Source organism: Rhizobium sp. PRIMUS64 (assembly GCF_023006465.1).
GTDB classification, from domain to species: Bacteria; Pseudomonadota; Alphaproteobacteria; order Rhizobiales; family Rhizobiaceae; genus Rhizobium; species Rhizobium leguminosarum.
This window is the reverse complement of sequence record NZ_JALBGX010000009.1, coordinates 1-17,881: the sequence shown is the minus strand read 5'-3', so window position 1 is coordinate 17,881 and position 17,881 is coordinate 1. Positions and strand designations below refer to the sequence as shown.

The following is a 17,881-nucleotide window of genomic DNA, read 5'->3' as shown; positions in this document are numbered from 1 at the left end:
TCAGCCCTGTTCGCTCTTGTCTGCAGACCGGGTTTCCTGCGCCTCGATTGGCAAGCCACCCTTCGGCATATGCCCGAACACATGCGGGCGCACTTGATGCAGCCATGAAAGAGCCGCCGGTTCGCTCTGCCAAAAGTTCTTGACCAGCGGCGGAAGCTGTTCGCCGACAAGAATGCCGAGAAGACCGACAAGCGCGATAACCGGCGGCGCTGGGGAACGGACGTTCATCAGTCCATAAATGATGCCCACCAAGAGGCCGGCGGCAGCCGAGATGACATAGTCTTTCATGGGACGCTCCAGGAGAACTGAGGGATTGTTGGGAGGCGCCGGCGCAACCGCCGGCGCCAATTTCTGATGGTTCAGCCTTCGTGCGCACCGAACATGGTCTTGGCATAGGTGACGCCGAGGCCGTAGGCGCCGCCGAACTTCTTGGCGATACCCGTCGTCAGGTCGTAGGTCTCGCTGCGTGCCCAGTCGCGCTGCAGCTCCAGCAGGTATTGCAGCGATGTCATCGGTTGCACGCCGGCCTGGATCATGCGCTCCATGGCGCGCTCATGCGCTTCGTCGGAAACGTCGCCGCAGGCGTCGGCGATGGCATAGACTTCGAAGCCCTGATCGAGCGCCGACAGCGTCGGGCCGACAATGCAGACGCTGGTCCAGAGGCCGCAGAAAACGAGGCGGGTCTTGCCGATCGCGTTGACCTGCTTGATGACGGCGGCGTCTTCCCAGGTGTTCATCGAGGTGCGGTCGAGGAGCGGCTGACCGGGGAAAGCCGCGGTGATCTCCTCGAACATCGGCCCCGAGAAGGACTTCTCGGCAACCGTGGTCAGGATCGTCGAAACCTCGAAACCGGCGGCGGCATGGGCGACCAGCGCGGCATTGTTGCGCAGCAGGACGGCATCGATCGACTTGGTCGCAAAGGACATCTGCGACTGGAAATCGATCATGATCAGCGTGTGATCCCTGGGCGAAATCAGCTTCGAACCGGGTGTCGGAGTGGCGGTGATGGGCATGGTCGTCCTCGTTTACAATGGGTTGACGTTCGGTGCAGAGCCTGGAGCGGCGAGCATTCGGCGGTTGCGTTTACCCGCGAGTTCCGTGAGTTCGGCTTCAAAGGCCTGCCCGAGCCACACCATTGCTGAAGGCGTGGGAGTGCGCTCGTTAGATTATGTTAGAAGATGAGCCGCCACCGCTAATGACGGGTCGAGGCGCCAGTTCGCGCACGAGAAATACGCCCCCGGACATGCTGCTCATGGCGGGCCATCGACCCGGCATGGCATGCTGCATATCGCGGAGCTTGAGAAAAAGCTGAGACGCTTCTGATTGATCGATGCCGCCAGCACCAGTGGCCGTGACCCCCGCAATCGGATGAATCAGGAGGACCGGGAATGCCCGCGCCACCGCAGCAGCGCAGAAAGTCGGCGGATATGTCGATCGGAACATATGCGGAGCAGAGTTGACTCTGCAGTTGCGGGGTTACCTTGCCGCCGAGAGTCTCGACAAATAATCCATCTCCAGCTCGCCTTCATAGGTTTCGGCGCCGATCTTCAATGCTTCGGCCACGCGCGCTTGCGTCACCTCGCTGGCGACACTCAAATCGGACTGGTGGGCTTCCACCAGAAGTCCCTCTGCGATGGAACCGAATGCTCCGGCATCCACGGCCGTCTTGGCGTGAGCGATGGTATGCGCGGGAAACGAGGCTATGCGGTGGGCCAGTTTCTCGACAAAAGGCGTCAGCTCGTCTGCCGGCAAGGCTCGATTGATATAGCCGTAGCGTTCCGCCAGCTCCGCCGAGAGATCGTTGCAACCGAGCAGCACCTCCAAGGCGCGTCCCCGCCCGATGAGCCGCGGCAATCTTTGGGTAGAGCCGCCGCCCGGAACGAGCCCGACCGCGACCTCCGGATGGCCGAAGATCGCTTTGCCGGCGGCGGCAAAACACATGTCCATCGCCAGTGCGATCTCGCTTCCTCCGCCCCGGGCGCGTCCCTCGACTTTGGCGATGGTTGCTTTAGGCATATTCCTGAACCGCTCGCCGATCGTCTGCGTCAGACGAAAGCTGCGCGTATGGGACACCATCTTGGAAGCGGCCCCGACCCGGCCCAAACCAGAGTGGGCTATGAAGAAATCAGGAAGCGCGCTCTGCAAGACCACGACCCGGACGCTCTCATCGGCCTCGAGTTCCCTGCCGAGTCTGTCGAATTCCTGCGACAGAACCTCGTCGAGAAGATTGATCGGCGGGTGATTGATGCTGACGAATGCGACTCCGGAATCAAAGTCGAACCGGAAGCATTTGTAGTCGGAATATCGCATGGGAGTGGCTCCATTTCGCTGACCGTTCCAGACGGCCGATCTGTATCTGTTTGCAGGCCTCGCGCGGTCCGTCACCCCTCCTCCGGACGGCTCAGTTCCTCGAGCAGGAAAATGAACGACTCGTACGGCCGCCCGGTCGCGTGCCGAAGACCCATCTCGCAGGTTCGGTTTGCCGAGAGATAGGCGTCGCAGGGCTCCGCATCGAGTACCGCTCGAACCTCCCGCGTCGCCGAAACGACCAGCTCGGGATGCAATAACCCCCGATCGCCGGCAGTGCCGCAACAGGTGGTGCCAACCGGAATCTCGACTTCTTCAGCCAGGTGACCGGCAAGCTGTTTGAGCGCGCCAGCCAGCCCGAGATGCGTAATCGAGCAGGTCGGGTGCACGGCGACCCGCCGCAGGGTGCGCGAAATTGTCAGGTCCGGCAGAAGATCACGGCACCACACGATCGAGTCGATGATCTTGAGGCTCTCGTACTGCTCCTTCCGCTCTCCTTCGAGCTGTGTCGCGATATCCTCTTTGAGGCCGAGGGTACAGGAGGCGGCGTCGACGACGATGGGAAGGGCTCCTCCATCGCTCCAGCGCCACAGCGCATCGGCAAGGGCCTGCGCCATGTACTTGTGCCCCTGCTGATAGCCTTTCGATTTCCACGGCGTCGAGCAGCAGAGGCCGGCGACATCCGGCGGAATCCACAGCGGCTTGCCGGCCCGTTTGGACAAAGTGACAAAGGTTTCCGCAAGTGAAGGAGCAGCCGGTCGAGCGGGATCTCGACCGAACATGCGGTTGATGCAGGCGCAGAAATAGACTGCCGCGGCACCATTCCTGTCGGTTTCGGGCAGGCTGGAAGCGGCCCGCGGCATCGGCCCGGGCACCGCCGGCATAAGGTCCGGGTTGACGACACTTCGCGCGGCAGCGGTAAGAGCCGTCAGCGGCTTTACTCCAAACACCGAGGAAAATGCATGCGCTCCCGATAGGCTCACGCGCGACAGGCCCTCGACCGCTTTCCAGTGCTTCGCGAGGCGCAGCGCCGTGGCCTCGGCGGCAGGGCTGTTCTCGCGGGTTCTGAGTTCCTTGATCAAGGCCCCGGTGTTGATTCCGATCGGACAGGGAATCGAGCACATGCCGTCGCCGGCGCAGGTCTCGATCCCGTCATACTGATACTCGCGCTGAAGTTGCGCAAGCATGGCGGAGCCGTCCTTCTGGCGCGACATCTCCCGCCGCAGGGCGATCCGCTGACGCGGTGTCATGGTGACATTGCGGCTCGGACAGACCGGTTCGCAGAATCCGCACTCGATACATTGTGAGGAACCTGTAATCCCCTCGATTTGCGGGAAGGATTTCAGGTTCTCCAGGTGAAGGTTGGGATTGTGCGTCAGGATAACGTCCGGCGCCAGAATCCCGTTGGGATCGGCGAGCTGCTTTATCCGCCACATCATCGCGGCGGCCTTCTCACCCCATTCGGATACGACGAACGGCGCCATGTTCCGGCCGGTTCCGTGCTCGGCCTTTAGAGAGCCGTCATGTTTCTTGATGACGAGATCGACGAGTTCGGTCATGAAAGCCGAGTAGCGGGATCGTCCGTCTTCGCCATCGAGATCGGCGACAAGCGTGAAATGAAGGTTCCCGTGAGCTGCATGTCCCGCGACACCGGGAATGAACCCATGTTTGGCAAGCAGTTCCTGCACGTCGTGCGCGCCCTGCGCCAGACGCTCCGGCGGAAAACAGACGTCCTCCGTGATCAGCGTCGAGCCTTCCGGGCGATTCTTGCCGATCAGACCCAGAAGCCCCTCCCGGACGTGCCAGGCGAGTTCGATCGCCTCGGCGACGCTCGTGAACTCGACCGGCTGGATCAGCCTGGCGGCACTCACATGCTCGATGACCTGGCGTTGTTTTTCTTCGAGCGCGTCCTGATCTTCGGCGCCGATCTCGACGAGCAGGGCGGCTGCTTTGGGGTCGAGGCTTTTCCAGTAGGAGGGAGTTTCCGCAAAGGCCTGACCGGCGGCAGTCAGCGCCGGAGCGACCATCAGCTCGACGGCGGAGGCGCCGAGGCTGACGAGGCCGGGAACGAGGGCGATCGCTTCGTCGATCGTGGGCACCGGAATCCAGGCCACGCTCGTCACGCGGGGCGCCGGAATCGTCTCGACGACCGCTTCGGCGATGAATGCGAGTGTGCCCTCGGAGCCGACGAGGAGGCGTCGAAAGATTTCAAGCGGCGTTTCACCGTCGAGAAGCGCACAGAGGCGCAATCCGTGCGTGTTCCTGATCGCGTATTTGCGGCGCACACGATCGGCCAGCGCCGGATCTGCCAGAAGCTCTCTTCTGAGCTCGAGCAAGCCTTCCGCAAGCCGCGGCTCCGCCACGGCGAACTCTATTTCCGCATCGGGACTCGACGTGTCGATGACGGCGCCGGATGGTGTTACGAAGGTGAGCGCGGAGACAGTATGGTAGGCATCTTTCTGGACGGTGCAGCGCATGCCGCCGGAGTTGTTGGCAATCACGCCTCCGATTGTGCAGGCATGCGAGCTGGCGGGATCCGGCCCCAGCCGGCGGCCGTGCCGCTGCAGCAGGGAGTTGATGTGGCCGAGGATCATCCCGGGACGCGCCCGCACGCGCCGGCCGTCATCCTCTACTTTGCCGCCATACCAGTGACGGCGCACATCGATCAGAATGTCGTCGGATTGCGATTGACCGTTGAGACTCGTGCCCGCCGCCCGAAACGTCGCGTGCCGCCCGGTCTCCCGGCAATAGCGGAAGAGCTTGACAATGTCATCGGTCGTTCGAGGCAACACCACGACTTGAGGGATGAGCCGATACGGGCTTGCATCGGAGGCATACCGTACGAGATCGATTGCCCTGTGGAAGACGATCTCCTTTCCGAGGAGGGCGACAAGATCGGCCTTCAGGTCACTTGGGGTCCCGTTGACCAGAGAGGCAGGGACTTCGTCGCACTTCGGCGGGCCGTCGAACCGTCCAATGCGAGCGGGCTTTGCGGAAAATAGCTTTCTAGTCAACGCATTGTCTCCTTTTCACTCGCCCAGTATGGGATTGCTCAAGACACCCATGCCCTCGATTTCCACTTCGAAGACATCGCCCGGCTGCATGAAAACAGGTGGCTTTCGCGCCGCCCCGACGCCACCGGGTGTCCCGGTGATGATCACATCACCCGGCTCCAGACTCATCGCGACGCTGATCATTTCGATCAGCGCGGAGACGCCGAAGATCAGCTGATCGGTACGCGCATCCTGCATCATTCGGCCGTTGAGGCGCCCCTGAATGCGCAGGCCGTCAGCCCCCGGCGGCACGGCATCTGGTGTCACCAGCCAGGGACCGAAAGCGCCTGTGGCGTCGAAATTTTTGCCCATCGTCCATTGCGGCGTGCGCAGTTGAAAATCGCGTATCGACGCATCGTTGAACAGCGAGTATCCCGCAACGTGATCGAGGGCCCTGTCGCGGTGGATGCGGCGTCCGCTCCGGCCGATCACCACGGCGAGCTCCGCCTCATAGTCGAGCGCAGAGGATTCGCTTGGCCGCCGGATCGGTTCATCGTGGGCGATCAGGCTTGTCGCGAAACGCGCGAAAATTTCGGGATAGGCCGGCTTCTTGAGTCCGCTTTCCTCGAGGTGATCATCGTAGTTGAGACCGACACAGAGAATTTTCGGCGGCTTGGGCACCGGAGGCAGTATCCGAACTGCGTTCAGGTCTATCGCATGCATAGCCAGAAGGTCCTTGCCTATGCGCAACAGATCCGCACCTTGCGCAATCAGTTCGGGCAGAGTGCCTGGGAAGCCGCTTTCACGCTCCGTAAGGCCATGCCAGCCGGAGCCGCCATCCGCTGCAATTCCGGGGACACTCCCCTTCTCAAAATGGACAATGTGCATAGGTCGCTCCTTCAGTGGCGTGTGCATGTGCCTTGCGTGCATTCAATGGCATTCTCATCCAGCCGCGCTTGAACGCGGCTGCTCGATTTTGGCCAGTCGTGCTCAAAACGGTCAGCCTCTCGGTACGGTGATGGCGGCGTGGAGCTTTTCGATCTGGGCGGGGTCGAAGCCGAGCTCTTTGAGAATTTCGTGATTGTGCTCGCCGAGGCCGGGCGCGCGACGTGCGGGTTCCTTTGCAACGCCGTGCACCTGCATGGGGCTGCTGACTGTAAGAGTCAGCTTGTCTCCCGCGCCCTTATAGGTGAGTGCCTCGTCGGAGCCGCGAATGACAATCCCAACTTCCGCATCCGGCGGGGCGGCAGCCCCGGGCCCTTCATAGGGGTGATGGGTGAGGAGTTCTGCCGATAGGAAGGACCAGCCCAAGTCAATGGATGACTTGAGCAGCGTCGAGCTCGGGTATTTCATGTCACTCGTCCTGGAGGGGTTGCTCGAGACGCCCATGTCTGTGCGCAAGAGATCTGCACCTTGCGCAATCAGTTCGGGCGGAGTGCCTGGAAAGCCGCTTTCGCGTTCCGTATGCGCATAGGTCTCTTCTCAGTGGCGTGCGGGCATGTGCCTTGCATGCATTCAATGGCATTCTCATCCGCAGCCGCGCTTGAACGCGGCTGCTCGATTTTGGCCAGTCATGCTCAAAACTGTCAGCTGACGTGCTTGGATAAAGACACGCGTCGCGTTCGCACGATTCAGGGCTGGATCTGCACGACGACACCGGAAACTGCAGTGGCGATTTCACGCAGTTTGGCAGCAAGATCCGCGCTCACCAGCGTCAGGAGTTTGGCGCGGAGTGCCGGCCTGCTGGCCATGAACTCTACCAATTGCCGCCAGTCCCACTTTACAACGGTTCCATAGCTGCGCGACACGACATCCACCGGACTGGCCAGACCACTATAGGCGCTCACATCCCCGATAAGTTGACCGGGGCGAAATGCCATTCTGGTCTCATTGGCAAGGAGTGCTTCAATTTCGCCGGAAATGAGGACGATCACGTCGGAGATCGGCTGGCCCTTTTCGAGGATGACGTCCCCAGGCGAATAGTCGACCCATTGGGCAAGGGTGACCAATTTCAAAAATTCTTTTTTCTCGATAGAGGTGAAGGCGATGCGCTAAAGCTGTTCTTCCTTCTCGTTGAGAACGGCCGGGCGCCGTTCCAAAGCGGTGGTCACGATGCGAACCGCATTTACGGCCATGAATGCTGCGCTCCAAAAAAGGGGCGCCCATAATGTTTCCTGCTGAAAGTAATAATACGGCAGTATCACTGCCTCGCCGAAAAACGACAAAATCCGCAGCTTCAGGACGTCCCGAGCTGAGAAGGCGACAAGAAACACGATGTTCGACAGGTTAACCAGACCATCGATTCCGAAAAGCTGACTAGCCACAAGCTCGTACATGGATACATCCTGATGTTTGGGTGCCCCGTCAATCGGCCACGGAAGCGGCCCCGGGTCGGCGTGCAAGAAGCACCGTCGTGGGGCGCGATGCCGCCGCCGCGGAGGCTCTTACGCCCGGCCTCACGCGACGGTCTTGTATGGGATTGACGTCAAGCGGCGTGATAGGCGTTCAAAAGTACGCTGGCCGGGAACCGACATCGTCGCAAAACAGAGCAGCGTCCAAAAGGTATCACGTCCGTCCAAGACAGCGGCGTCGCTTCTGCTAACATGTCACCGTCGCTGGACGAGTTCCTTTCCCAAGAACCGCCGGAGACCTGCCGCCGGACAGGGCTGCCTCCTCCCAACTGTCGTCAGCGCGGCCCGCAGCTTCCATCCCGCTGCGCATACGGCCGGCTCCAGTCTTGCTGTTGACGCCGGAGCCGGCCGTGTCACGACTGCGCGGCGCGTCTTTTCAGACGCGCAAGGACGCTGTGACATTTTGAAATGCGGCCGGAGAACACCTGGCCCCAACAGAATCGGGATCCACAGTGTCGCCTTCGACCTCACCGAAGATACGGTTTCTCGCCGCGTCGGTTCTCAAAGATAATGAGTTCAAGCGAAGCCGCGCCCGTGCTCTGGATAGTATGTGCGGTATCGGCCGGAACGCTGTAGACGTCGCCTTCGTTCACAGAAGCCAACGCGGCTTCGCCGTTCGCGAGAATGACTTGCAGTTCGCCTCGCCCACGCAAGATATAGACGAATCCACCCTGCGCGCAGCGATAAACCTCCCGCGCACGCTGCGGTGCTATGGATTTCACCGACACGAGCAAATGACTTATGAATGGCCACCCTGCCGGCCCTTCAAAGTCGTCCTCCGGTGAAAGAGCATGTTTGAGGGCGAAACGCGACCTCCCTGCAGTGTTGTTCGCTGCGCCTCCACCGGGATGTCTGCGAGCGGTCAGCGTCTCGACAAAGCTCTGTGGCATGAGGACGGCGCTGCCTTGAACCCCGCCCCGCTTGAGAGGCTGTTCCGTTCGCGCGAAAGACATTTCCTCGGCGAGCACGAACACGAATTTTGCGGCATCGTCGCCGATGTTCTCAATGCTATGGCTACTCTTTGAAGGCAAAAATATTGCTTCGCCGTCTTCAATCACAAAGGAGTCGGAGCTGCCGTGGCGACTAAGCACGCTGACGAGAGCTCTGCCACCGATACAATAGCCGATTTGTTCGATCGCTTGACTTTGGGTCGTCCTCACGCCGCCGGCAAAAATGACAACTCTTCTCAGTGAGACGTTCTCGGGAAGCGGCAGGTGCGTATGGTCCAGATTGGCGATGCATCCAGCTTCGCCGGAATAGCTTGTCAGCTGTTCGGTGAGCGAGGCGACATCTCTATATCTCAACTCGGAAATCGTCACAGGTAGCTCCACTAGAGCATGATGCCGAAAAGTGTCAGCGGTTTTCGGACGACATCATGCACTAACTCTTTAATTTAGAACGGGATTCAGATTTTAGGCCGGCTCGGCCTAAAATCATCCCGTTCTGGAAAATTCACGCGTTCCACCAACGCAAGAATAAAGTCATCACGGGCAATGCCACCGACTGGCACCACCGAGCCGATCCAACCAGATGTTCAAACGCCCAGATGCGATGCACTGCGCCGCTCGAACGTCGAACGAAACGGGTCAGCAGCGGGCATGCTCTCCGCGAGCCGTCTCGTGACGGCCAAACCAAGCTCAGCATGGTTGCTTGCCTGGCGAAGATCGCCCTTGGCCTTGAATATCGCCGCGGCTGTGGCCCGGACCCGCCATTCTGCTATCGGAGCCATTCCACCTTCGCATTCGTTCAATGCTCTCGTTACGTGTTCCAAAGCCTCAGGCGCTTTGCCGCATGACAATGCCGCTCGCGCCCTTGCTTCCCAGGCCAGGGCTCGCCAGGTTCGATCGTCAGTGTTCATCGCCGCTTGAGACAGGTGGGTCGCACGAGCGAGGCCCTCATCGTGATCACCCTGCTCGATGTGAGAATTTACCATTCCCCATTCGAGTACGAGACGCCAATACCAATCCAGATAGGCAGGCTGCCGGTCCATCTCTTCCTCTGCCACGCTGAAATCGACGAGAGCTCCGGCATTGTCGCCGAGGCCTGCCTTTGCCAAGCCGCGATGAACCAAAGCGATCCTGCGGTAATGAGGCAGGATTTGACCGGTGGCATCACCGATCGGGTGGGAGGTGGCCGGTTCACAATCTTTCAAGGTGCCTTCAAAGTCCAAAGCATGGAAGCGGAAGGCGCCACGTTCGATTTGAAAGGAACGAACGGCAGACAAGTCGCCCTCTCGGGAGAAAGCGGCGATGCTGCTGTCCAATTCCTTCAATGCCAAGCCGAATTCACCGAGATAGAACAGCGACCAGGGCTCGGCGCTGTAGCGCATCCAGATCGCCGAGGCCAAATCAATTTCGACCGGGCTCTGTGAACTATCGGAGAGCACCTTGTAGCTGCTCTCCACAAGGTCACGAACCTCTCGGTGGCGTGATGAAACGAGGCATATCATGCTGAAGCTGAGTTGAGCCCTGGCGATGGCCAGTTGATCGCCTCCCTCCATCAGCCGGGCAAATACTTCTTCACATTGACCGGCAACAACCCTGTCCCAGCCCGATCCCAGGAGCCGCCGCGCACGGGCCGCTAGCCGCGTAATGTCGCGTTGGACAGGATCTGTCTGCTGTTCGCAAAGCACCAGGACCTCTTCGAGGACTTGCAGGCTGAAGGCGAGATCGTTCCAATTGGTGGTATAAGCCAGCCCGAGGAGCGCTCGGCACAGGATATCGACGTCACCGTGTCGCCTGGCCCTTTCCACCAACTCTTGAAACGTTTCACGGGCCCGGGGGTCGCGGGCTGCCGCTTGGATTGTCGCGCGTTGCTCGAGGAACTCCAGCTCCACGGGAATGCGGACGCCATCCGGCAGATGAGCGGCCAGATCAACGGCACGGTCCAGAATGGCGAACGTGTCATTCCGCGAAAACCGGATATTGGCAACGCGCAGAGCCGAACGGAGATAAGCCAGCGCCCGCGACCAATCCCGCGCCAAGGCGAAGTGCTCCGCGAGTGGTATCGCGACGTCATTTCGCTGATCTTGCGGATAAATCTCCTCCAATCGCTCCGCAATCGTGCGATGCAGGTATGCGCGGCGCACCAGTCCGATCCGGCCGTAGACGACCTGACGATATACGGCATGGTTGAATGTATAGGTACGGACCAGCTGATTGTCGGGAAGTGTCAGCAGCTTGTCGTGGCGGATCACGCCTGATGTGAATCGTTCGCAGATGCTCTCGAAGGTCTGCTCATCCAGGCCTGCAGCGCGCGCTGATGTCACCGGATCAAAGCGATTGCCCGCCACGCTGGCTGCTTCGAGCACCCTATGTTCCTCGTCGGTCAGCCCTTCGATTCTTGCCTCGATCGCGCTGGTGAGGGACGGCGGCGTATCGGAGGCCAAGTCGGTGAGCGGAACGAGGGGTTCCCAACCCTGCGCCGTATGAGATACCTCGCCGCGTTCCGTCAGAAATTCGAGTGTGGCCCGCATGAAGAGGGGATTTCCACCCGTCCGTTCTTCAATGACACGCGCGAATTTCGAGATGCCCGATGCTTCCAGGGATTTGCCCGAAATGATTTCCGCAATCTCCGTCACCAAGAGAGGTGCCAGATTCATCTCAACGCAATACTTGCGTAAAGCGAGGTCGCGAGTCACCTGCGTCAGCGGATGAGGAACGGTCTTCAAGTCTGCGAGCCGGCGCGTTCCGATCAGCATCAGTCTCGCAGCGGTGCGGCGGCGGCTGAGCGCGGAGATGAAGTCGATGGTTGCGAAATCGGCCCAATGAAGATCCTCAAGCACCAGTAAAAGTGGACGCTCCAAGGTCAATTCATCAAAAAGACAGCAGGCCTCCCACACCATTCGGCCCACTGCGTCGAGAGCGACATGCTGTTTTAGATGCGTCCGCTGCGCGCTGGAAATTTGGTCCGGCATCTGAGCTGCCCATGTCGGAGCGTGCTCCAATAAAGCTCGGATTACCCTCGTCCTATCCGGTCCGCTGCACAGTCCGCGAAGTGCCTCAAACAGGGGAGCATAGGGCTGGACGCCCGAGAAGCCCTCGATACAGTAGCCCCGCGCAACCGCAAGGTCGGGATAGGTGCCAAGCTGCCCGATGAAATGCTCGACCAGCGTGGTCTTTCCAACGCCCGGTTCCCCGCCGATGAACACCGTTTGACGGTCACCGGCCGCCGCATGCTCGAGCAAGCCGAGCAACTGCCGCAAGGCCTCGGCGCGGCCTGCGAAGACGCCGAGTTCCAGCGGTGCCGCCCTTTCGTGCCCGGCAGAGGTGAGCCTGCCCATCTTGCCGACGAACCGGTATCCCCTGCCCCTTAGCGTTTCGATGAAGCGGGAATTTGCGCCCTTGTCACCAAGTGTCGTGCGGATCGCCAGGATATGGCTTTTCACAACCTCCGGCTGTACGTGGATGTCGGGCCAAACAGCACTCAGCAGCTCTTCGTGGCTGATAAGCCTTCCTGGATTGTCAACCAGGAAGCGAAGAACGTCGAAGCTCTTCGGCGGCAGATTAACGCGATCTTCAGTGCCGGCGCCATTCCGTCGCCACAGGCACATGTTGACGAGGTCGATACGAAACGCCGACGCTTCCACTACATCGGTCATATGAGAGGTTTCCTCTTCGCCTGGCTCTCCGAGATCATAATAACCCAAGCGATCCCGCTCGGCATACTGCCTCGCTGCGGGTGCTGACCGAAAGCTTGGCAAAGATGCGTTTGACATGCGATTTCACCGTCTCGGGAGAGATTTGGAGTGTCCGCGCGATGAGCTTGTTCGAAAAGCCCTGACCGATCATTGCAACGATGTCGCGCTCGCGCTTACTGAGCGCTTCGCCAACCCGGCTGCTTGGCTGATAGGATTGGTCCGTCGACTTTCGAGCATTCCATGCCGAGAGCAGGCTTCCAAGGAATGGAAGCATTTCGCGGCCTGGTGTCCAGGCCATCTCTGCTCGTCGATAGGCCCTCTTCAGCAGCATATTCAGTCCTGCTCCTCCATCGAGGAAGGTCTGATGGAGGCCGCCGTCGGCTCCCGCTTTGAGCGCACGGAAGAAGAGCGTGTCCGCCTCCTCCGTTTCTCCGATGGAGGCGAGCATCTGCAACAGCTCGACCGCAAGCCGGCAACCCCCATAATAATCCCGCTGCTCAAGGGACTCGTGGTAGAGCTGACGCAACGACGCCACAGCCTCGCTCGACGGCCCTTCCGCCCAGGACAGGCGCAAGCGCGTGAGCGTCCGATACGTCATGACCTGGGGTCGCGAATATGCACAACCATGCGTCTCGGCCTGGCGCTCAAGGCTCTCAAACGCACGACACGCTTCCGTCATCAGTCCGGCTTCCAGCAGCAAATGCACGCGCTCGCAAATGCAGGCGGCGACCAGCCGTGGCCAGCCGCGCCGCTCGCCCAGGATTTCTCCTTCGCGAAGCAGCAGCACCGCGACGTCTTGCTGCATTCTCTGCCTGGCGATGCGGGCCAGGATAACGTAGGCTCGCACGGCGCTTTCGATTGTGCCCTCGGCCTTGATGATTGGCAGCCGATCATGGAGCATTGCATCGGCTTGGTCCAAATAGCCCTCTTCGTACAGGATCTCGGCGGTCAGGCACGCAGGAAGGGACGCCAGTCCACCGGCTCCCTTCAGCGCGACCTCCCCCATGGATGCCGCATCGGATGCCAGCCGCTTGGCAGTCGCCAACTGCAGCTGGCTGAGTGCTATCGCGGCCTCGATCGATACGTCCAGCATCGCCGAAATTGCCCGAGACCTTGGGCCACGGACGAGGGCCTGCCGCTTGGCAAGAGAGTCGTAAAAGTCGAACATGCCGTGTTGCCAAAACGCCAACCGGCTGAGCGTTGCGGCAAAATAGTTCTGCTCGTACGTTCCGCTTTCCTTCAAATGTGACATGGCAATTTCGAGCGCGGCAAGACTGTCGTCCCGCAGGACACATGCCGCAGTGCGAAAGAGCCGGATTGCCGTGCGGAAGCGCTTTGCCATCGCTGGTGGAAGATCGCCCAGTTGAACCTCTAGCCGCTCAATTTCGGCGAGCGCCTCGTTGACCTGCATGGCGACCAACAGGCGCAAGACCTGCGCCAGTCTCCGTCGAAGATGCGGCACCGATGCGCCAGTGAGACTCTGCCTGGTCTTGCACCGCCAAAGAGGGAGTTCCGTCTCCTCGAAGACGCCTCCCGATGCCGAAGATGCCGCAAGGCTTTCGCGTCTCTGTGCAATTCCGAAAGACGTCGTGATTGGCGTCGGCGGCTCGATCTGGCTGACGGAAAGGCGCGACACATTCCAAGGAGCAGCAACTGCCCCAAAGCGCTCCTGCGCAATGACATTATCCGTGACGTTATCCCGCATGCGTTGTTCGTCCGAGACCGTGCTAGAGAAGCATCGCGAATAGGGGCGAGGCCAGGATCAACCTACGACCAAATGCCAAGCTGGTCGTGATTTTCCGGTAGTCTTCTCGTAATGCGTCCGTCTTGTTTGGTATCCGATCGGTTTCGTCAGCTCGTCGGGGAGGACTGAACGCTTTTGGAGATGCGAATCGTCCGCCGAGCGATCGTTGAGCGCCCTCCCCCATATCAATCGGCAAATCCCCCAAAAGGGGGTTTGAGCTGACGCCGGACTAAATGCAAGATCGCAATGGTCATCGCGAGGCTGGGGAGCCGAAGCTGGGGAGTTCGGGCATCCGCGCCCTTCCCTTGGCTGCCGTGACTTCGGCGGCGGGCGAATTGAAAACCTCAAAAAGTGACCCATGAGGCGCTCTTTCTGGCCTTTGACATTCGTTTCGTCTGGTGTGTGGGAGAGCCCGACGATGGCGGTTGACGCAAATCTGACTGAACTGACCGCCCTGATCGTCGCTTCCTTCGTTTCGAACAACTCACTGACGGCCGCAGAACTGCCTGGCCTAATTGCGTCGACGCACGAGGCGCTTGAGAAGATCGACGCTCCTCGTTCAATCGCGAACGTCCCCGATCAACCCGCTGTCCCGATCGCGGAGTCCGTCACCCAGGACTATCTCGTCTGCTTGAACGACGGGCGGAAGCTTCGAGCGCTCAAGCGCTATCTGCAGCGCAAATATTCGCAGTCACCTGAGGAATACAGGAAAAGGTGGGGTCTTCCGGACGATTACCCGATGGTCGCACCCGCTTATTCGGAACTTCGGGCAAAAATTGCAAAGAAGAAAACCATCGGTTCTGGTGACGGCTCCTGAACTCGCACGAGTGCGCGCGTGTCGTTCGGCCACGTTGCCGGAACGATCTGGGCATCAAGATAAAGGATGGCGGGGCTGGTCTCTCGCCGGCGGCAGGAAACGCGCGAACAGCATCCGCGGGAGAATGAGTCCAAGAGCCATCGCCAGCACGATGAAAAGTGCAGTGGCCCCGTTCGATACGAGTGCCGCCAGCAACTCCACCGGCGCTTGGGCTCCTTTTGAGACCAGCTCGGATAGATCGCTGGCCGCATGAAAAAGAAAGAACCCTGGCATCATCGAGACGACAGCGGAGAAGCCGAGGGCAGCATGCGGCAAATGCAGGCGATCAGCGACAGGCGTGACAAAGAGGCCAGCAAGCAGGCATGCGGCGAACGCGCCGGTCGCGACGTCAGCCCCTGCGAAGGAGATTGCCGCCCAGCGCGCCGCATGCGCAAGCATGCCAATTGCAATGGGAAGAGGCAGAAGGCGCCACGGCATCGAGAAAAAGGTGCCGAATGCCGCGGCTGCGCAACCGGCTGCGATCACATCTGCCGCAAACGGCACCATTGCAGCTGGTGCTGCTGGTGCCAGGGATGCGCCACAGGCCTCGAATCCAACCAGCAGGCCGATGCTGGCTGCCAGGATCAAAAGCCCTGCATAGGTCAGTCGCGCAAGACCGAGCGCGACGCGGGCGCGTGCCATATCGATCGCACCATTCAGGATGTGCGGTCCCGGCACCAAAATCATGCAGGGGCAAAGCGCGGTGAGAGACAACACCGCGCCCGGTAGTTGCAACCGCTCGGCAGCGGCCGCGACAACGCCTGCGAGCAAGCCGGCACCGAGAGGCTGAACGAAGGGATTGCCGGAAACCTTCGCCAACCAACGGCGAAACAGCGCACCCAGGCCGGCGCTAAAAGCCATCAACAACAGGCTGGCAGCTTCGTTCGCGCCGAAAATGACGCCCAGAGCCGCGGCACCCAGGGCCGCGAAAAGCGCGAAACGCGGTGTGGAGGCCGGCGGATGATGCGCCGCCGCCGCTTCCAGCGCCAGGCGTGCGTCCTGTGGCGCCAATGTCCCCTGGCAGATCTGATCGATCACCCCCATGATGCCCAGCACTTTTCCCATGTCGGCGGCAAGGGGCATCGCCGGCAGGATTTCGGAGTGAGGCGACCGATGAATCTCGACGGTGAGCTCGCCCCACCGCGCCAGCACCCTGACAGGTATGCCAAGCGCGTCACCGAGCCGTTCTGCGGCGGCGATCGTTTGTTCTGTCATCTGCCCGTGGACGAACAGAAGCTCCGCGGCTAACGCGACGGTATCAAGCGCGCCGGAACGGCTTAAGGGGGACGAAGGCGCAAGTGACCCGCTATCGTTAGTCATCTGATGTTCCCGTTCATTGGTGACAGGAGGCCCTGCCGCTAAAGCGCAGCTCGTCAAAAATCTGGGCTGGCCGCTGCCAGCTCGACAGGGCGATCCGCGCCAAGCGCGCATCCCGAGGTCAACGTCAGCTCATGGGCAGGAACCAGCGCAGACAATGCACCTTTCCGGCTTCACCGTTTGATCCAAACCGTCATCCCCGGCTCCATCGCATCGCTGTCCCCCACCGGATCGACCCTGAGCAGGAAGCTGTTCAGATCATGGTCGCCAACGGCACGCGCTGCCTTCCAGGTCGCAAATGCTCCGAGAGGCACCAGTTCCGTCACTTTCCCGGCGATGGTCTGGTCGGTCGATGTCAACAGGCTGACCTCGCTGCCGATCGACAGGCCGCGAAGATCGTCCTCACGGACGACGAAGGTGGCAAAGCGGCCTTTGTCGGCATAGAGGGTCATGGTCGACTGTCCAGGCGAGAGGATTTCGCCGGGATTGGCGATAACAGTCGCGATCTGGCCGTCAACAGGCGCGACCAGAGACGTCTTGGCAAGGGTCGCCTCATCGTCCCGGGTCACGGCATCGGCGAGCTCGACGTTCGCGTCGGCGATCGCCCGCTCCTGGATGGTCGGGCCGTTGCGGTTCATCAACAAGGTCGCCTGAAGGGATGCCAGATTGGCCTTCGCCTTGTCGAGCGTCGCGCTATCCTCATCCAACTGCTGTTGCGTGGAAACATCGTGCCTGGCGAGGTTCTGCACGCGCTCGAATTCCTGTTCGGCCAGCGCGACGTTTGCCTGCGCGATGCTGACATTATGTTCGGAGATGTTGACCTCTTCCTGGCGAAGGCCCGCATAGGTGTTTTGCCGGTCAGCACGCGCCTTCGCCGCCGCGGCCCTCGCCTGTTGCACGGCCGCGCTCGTCTCCGGACTGCTCAGCACCGCAATAACCTCTCCGGCGCGGACTTGCTGTCCCGCCGAAACGGCAATGCTCTGCAACCGCGCCTCGAGCTCCGGCGCAATGCGGATCTCCGTCTCGTGGACGACGCCGATCAACCCGGTTTGCTTGGGCTCTCCGAACGGCCATTGCCATGACGACAATCCGAAGACGGCGGCGCCCATCACCGCGAGCGAAGCTAGGCGCGCATACCGATGATCAAATCTCATGGCCGGTTCTCCTGTTGCGGACAAAACCCGCGACAATGGCAAGGGCGCCGTAGATGCAGGCAAGCGCCCAGAGGGAAAGCCAGTCTGTGAACACGTCGTTCAGCGTGGCCCCCATCTGGTTGATTCTGACTAGGCCGTCGATCGCCGAGGTGCTGGGGAATATCCGGCTGAGATTGCGCAAGGTGGCCGGGATGGCGTCGGCGGGCCAGGACACCCCGACCAGGAAAAACAGCGGCAGGCTCGTCGCAATGAACAGGATCACCGCACTTTCGCCGCGCCTGAAGAAGCTGCCAAGAAATTGGGCCAGGAAGCTGACGGCCAGTACGAAGGGAATGACCATCAGACACAGATCTCTCACACTGCCGAGCGTGGCAAAGCCATAGATGCGCGGCAGAACGATCAGAAACAGTGCAAAGCCGGGCAGCGCAAGGACAAGGTGAGCGAGCGCCTGCCCGACGAT

Annotated in this window: 15 protein-coding genes; 1 reads left to right on the top strand and 14 read right to left on the bottom strand. The window is 60.6% G+C overall.

Translation table 11 applies throughout. The features are described 5' to 3' along the window. The 11 genes from MOV76_RS05850 to MOV76_RS05800 form a co-directional block, all read right to left on the bottom strand. Complete coding sequence (locus tag MOV76_RS05850) at positions 1 to 288, bottom strand: XapX domain-containing protein (protein ID WP_247264026.1); 288 nt, start codon at positions 286 to 288, stop codon at positions 1 to 3. Positions 289 to 359: 71 nt separating this feature from the next. Further along, positions 360 to 1,007 (bottom strand): hydrolase, encoded by a 648-nt coding sequence (locus tag MOV76_RS05845; protein ID WP_247264083.1) that lies wholly within the window; start codon positions 1,005 to 1,007, stop codon positions 360 to 362. 469 nt (positions 1,008 to 1,476) lie between these two features. Further along, a complete protein-coding gene (locus MOV76_RS05840) occupies positions 1,477 to 2,310 on the bottom strand; it encodes an enoyl-CoA hydratase/isomerase family protein (protein ID WP_247264025.1) in 834 nt (277 codons plus the stop codon). Between the two features lie 71 nt (positions 2,311 to 2,381). Then, positions 2,382 to 5,321, bottom strand: a complete 2,940-nt coding sequence (locus MOV76_RS05835; RefSeq protein ID WP_247264024.1) for an FAD-binding and (Fe-S)-binding domain-containing protein — start codon at positions 5,319 to 5,321, stop codon at positions 2,382 to 2,384. A gap of 15 nt (positions 5,322 to 5,336) precedes the next feature. Further along, positions 5,337 to 6,188, bottom strand: coding sequence for a fumarylacetoacetate hydrolase family protein (locus tag MOV76_RS05830; RefSeq protein WP_247264023.1), 852 nt, complete (start codon positions 6,186 to 6,188; stop codon positions 5,337 to 5,339). Between the two features lie 111 nt (positions 6,189 to 6,299). Then, positions 6,300 to 6,653 (bottom strand): hypothetical protein, encoded by a 354-nt coding sequence (locus MOV76_RS05825; RefSeq protein WP_247264022.1) that lies wholly within the window; start codon positions 6,651 to 6,653, stop codon positions 6,300 to 6,302. A gap of 278 nt (positions 6,654 to 6,931) precedes the next feature. Continuing rightward, positions 6,932 to 7,315: a Crp/Fnr family transcriptional regulator gene (locus MOV76_RS05820; protein WP_247264021.1), complete on the bottom strand. Its 384-nt coding sequence runs from the start codon at positions 7,313 to 7,315 to the stop codon at positions 6,932 to 6,934. 36 nt (positions 7,316 to 7,351) lie between these two features. Beyond that, entirely contained in the window at positions 7,352 to 7,636 is a 285-nt protein-coding gene (locus MOV76_RS05815) for a hypothetical protein (protein WP_247264020.1), read from the bottom strand. Between the two features lie 542 nt (positions 7,637 to 8,178). Beyond that, the gene (locus tag MOV76_RS05810) at positions 8,179 to 9,030 is read right to left on the bottom strand and encodes a cupin domain-containing protein (RefSeq protein ID WP_247264019.1); all 852 of its coding nucleotides are present in this window, start codon (positions 9,028 to 9,030) and stop codon (positions 8,179 to 8,181) included. Positions 9,031 to 9,245: 215 nt separating this feature from the next. Further along, positions 9,246 to 12,311, bottom strand: a complete 3,066-nt coding sequence (locus MOV76_RS05805) for an AAA family ATPase (protein WP_247264018.1) — start codon at positions 12,309 to 12,311, stop codon at positions 9,246 to 9,248. 34 nt (positions 12,312 to 12,345) lie between these two features. Next, positions 12,346 to 13,779 carry a LuxR C-terminal-related transcriptional regulator gene (locus tag MOV76_RS05800; RefSeq protein WP_247264017.1) on the bottom strand — a complete coding sequence of 478 codons (1,434 nt, stop codon included), beginning with the start codon at positions 13,777 to 13,779 and terminating at the stop codon, positions 12,346 to 12,348. A gap of 733 nt (positions 13,780 to 14,512) precedes the next feature. Between MOV76_RS05800 and MOV76_RS05795 the strand changes: the two genes are divergently transcribed. Continuing rightward, positions 14,513 to 14,911 carry a MucR family transcriptional regulator gene (locus MOV76_RS05795; RefSeq protein WP_247264016.1) on the top strand — a complete coding sequence of 133 codons (399 nt, stop codon included), beginning with the start codon at positions 14,513 to 14,515 and terminating at the stop codon, positions 14,909 to 14,911. 54 nt (positions 14,912 to 14,965) lie between these two features. Here the strand turns inward: MOV76_RS05795 and MOV76_RS05790 are convergent, their stop codons facing one another. From MOV76_RS05790 to MOV76_RS05780, 3 genes are all read right to left on the bottom strand, one after another. Next, positions 14,966 to 16,270: a threonine/serine exporter family protein gene (locus MOV76_RS05790; RefSeq protein ID WP_247264015.1), complete on the bottom strand. Its 1,305-nt coding sequence runs from the start codon at positions 16,268 to 16,270 to the stop codon at positions 14,966 to 14,968. 170 nt (positions 16,271 to 16,440) lie between these two features. Then, positions 16,441 to 17,421, bottom strand: coding sequence for an HlyD family secretion protein (locus MOV76_RS05785; protein WP_247264014.1), 981 nt, complete (start codon positions 17,419 to 17,421; stop codon positions 16,441 to 16,443). Further along, positions 17,411 to 17,881, bottom strand: a 471-nt coding sequence (locus MOV76_RS05780) for an ABC transporter permease (protein ID WP_247264013.1), incomplete at its 5' end; no start/stop codon positions are given. The genes MOV76_RS05785 and MOV76_RS05780, both read right to left, overlap by 11 nt.

Bases quoted from the DNA above. Each gene is read 5' to 3' on its own strand.
- MOV76_RS05790 (WP_247264015.1), bottom strand. From the start codon at position 16,270: ATGACTAACGATAGCGGGTCACTTGCGCCTTCGTCCCCCTTAAGCCGT.
- MOV76_RS05830 (WP_247264023.1), bottom strand. From the start codon at position 6,188: ATGCACATTGTCCATTTTGAGAAGGGGAGTGTCCCCGGAATTGCAGCG.
- MOV76_RS05785 (WP_247264014.1), bottom strand. From the start codon at position 17,421: ATGAGATTTGATCATCGGTATGCGCGCCTAGCTTCGCTCGCGGTGATG.
- MOV76_RS05850 (WP_247264026.1), bottom strand. From the start codon at position 288: ATGAAAGACTATGTCATCTCGGCTGCCGCCGGCCTCTTGGTGGGCATC.
- MOV76_RS05825 (WP_247264022.1), bottom strand. From the start codon at position 6,653: ATGAAATACCCGAGCTCGACGCTGCTCAAGTCATCCATTGACTTGGGC.
- MOV76_RS05805 (WP_247264018.1), bottom strand. From the start codon at position 12,311: ATGACCGATGTAGTGGAAGCGTCGGCGTTTCGTATCGACCTCGTCAAC.
- MOV76_RS05815 (WP_247264020.1), bottom strand. From the start codon at position 7,636: ATGTACGAGCTTGTGGCTAGTCAGCTTTTCGGAATCGATGGTCTGGTT.
- MOV76_RS05795 (WP_247264016.1), top strand. From the start codon at position 14,513: ATGGCGGTTGACGCAAATCTGACTGAACTGACCGCCCTGATCGTCGCT.
- MOV76_RS05840 (WP_247264025.1), bottom strand. From the start codon at position 2,310: ATGCGATATTCCGACTACAAATGCTTCCGGTTCGACTTTGATTCCGGA.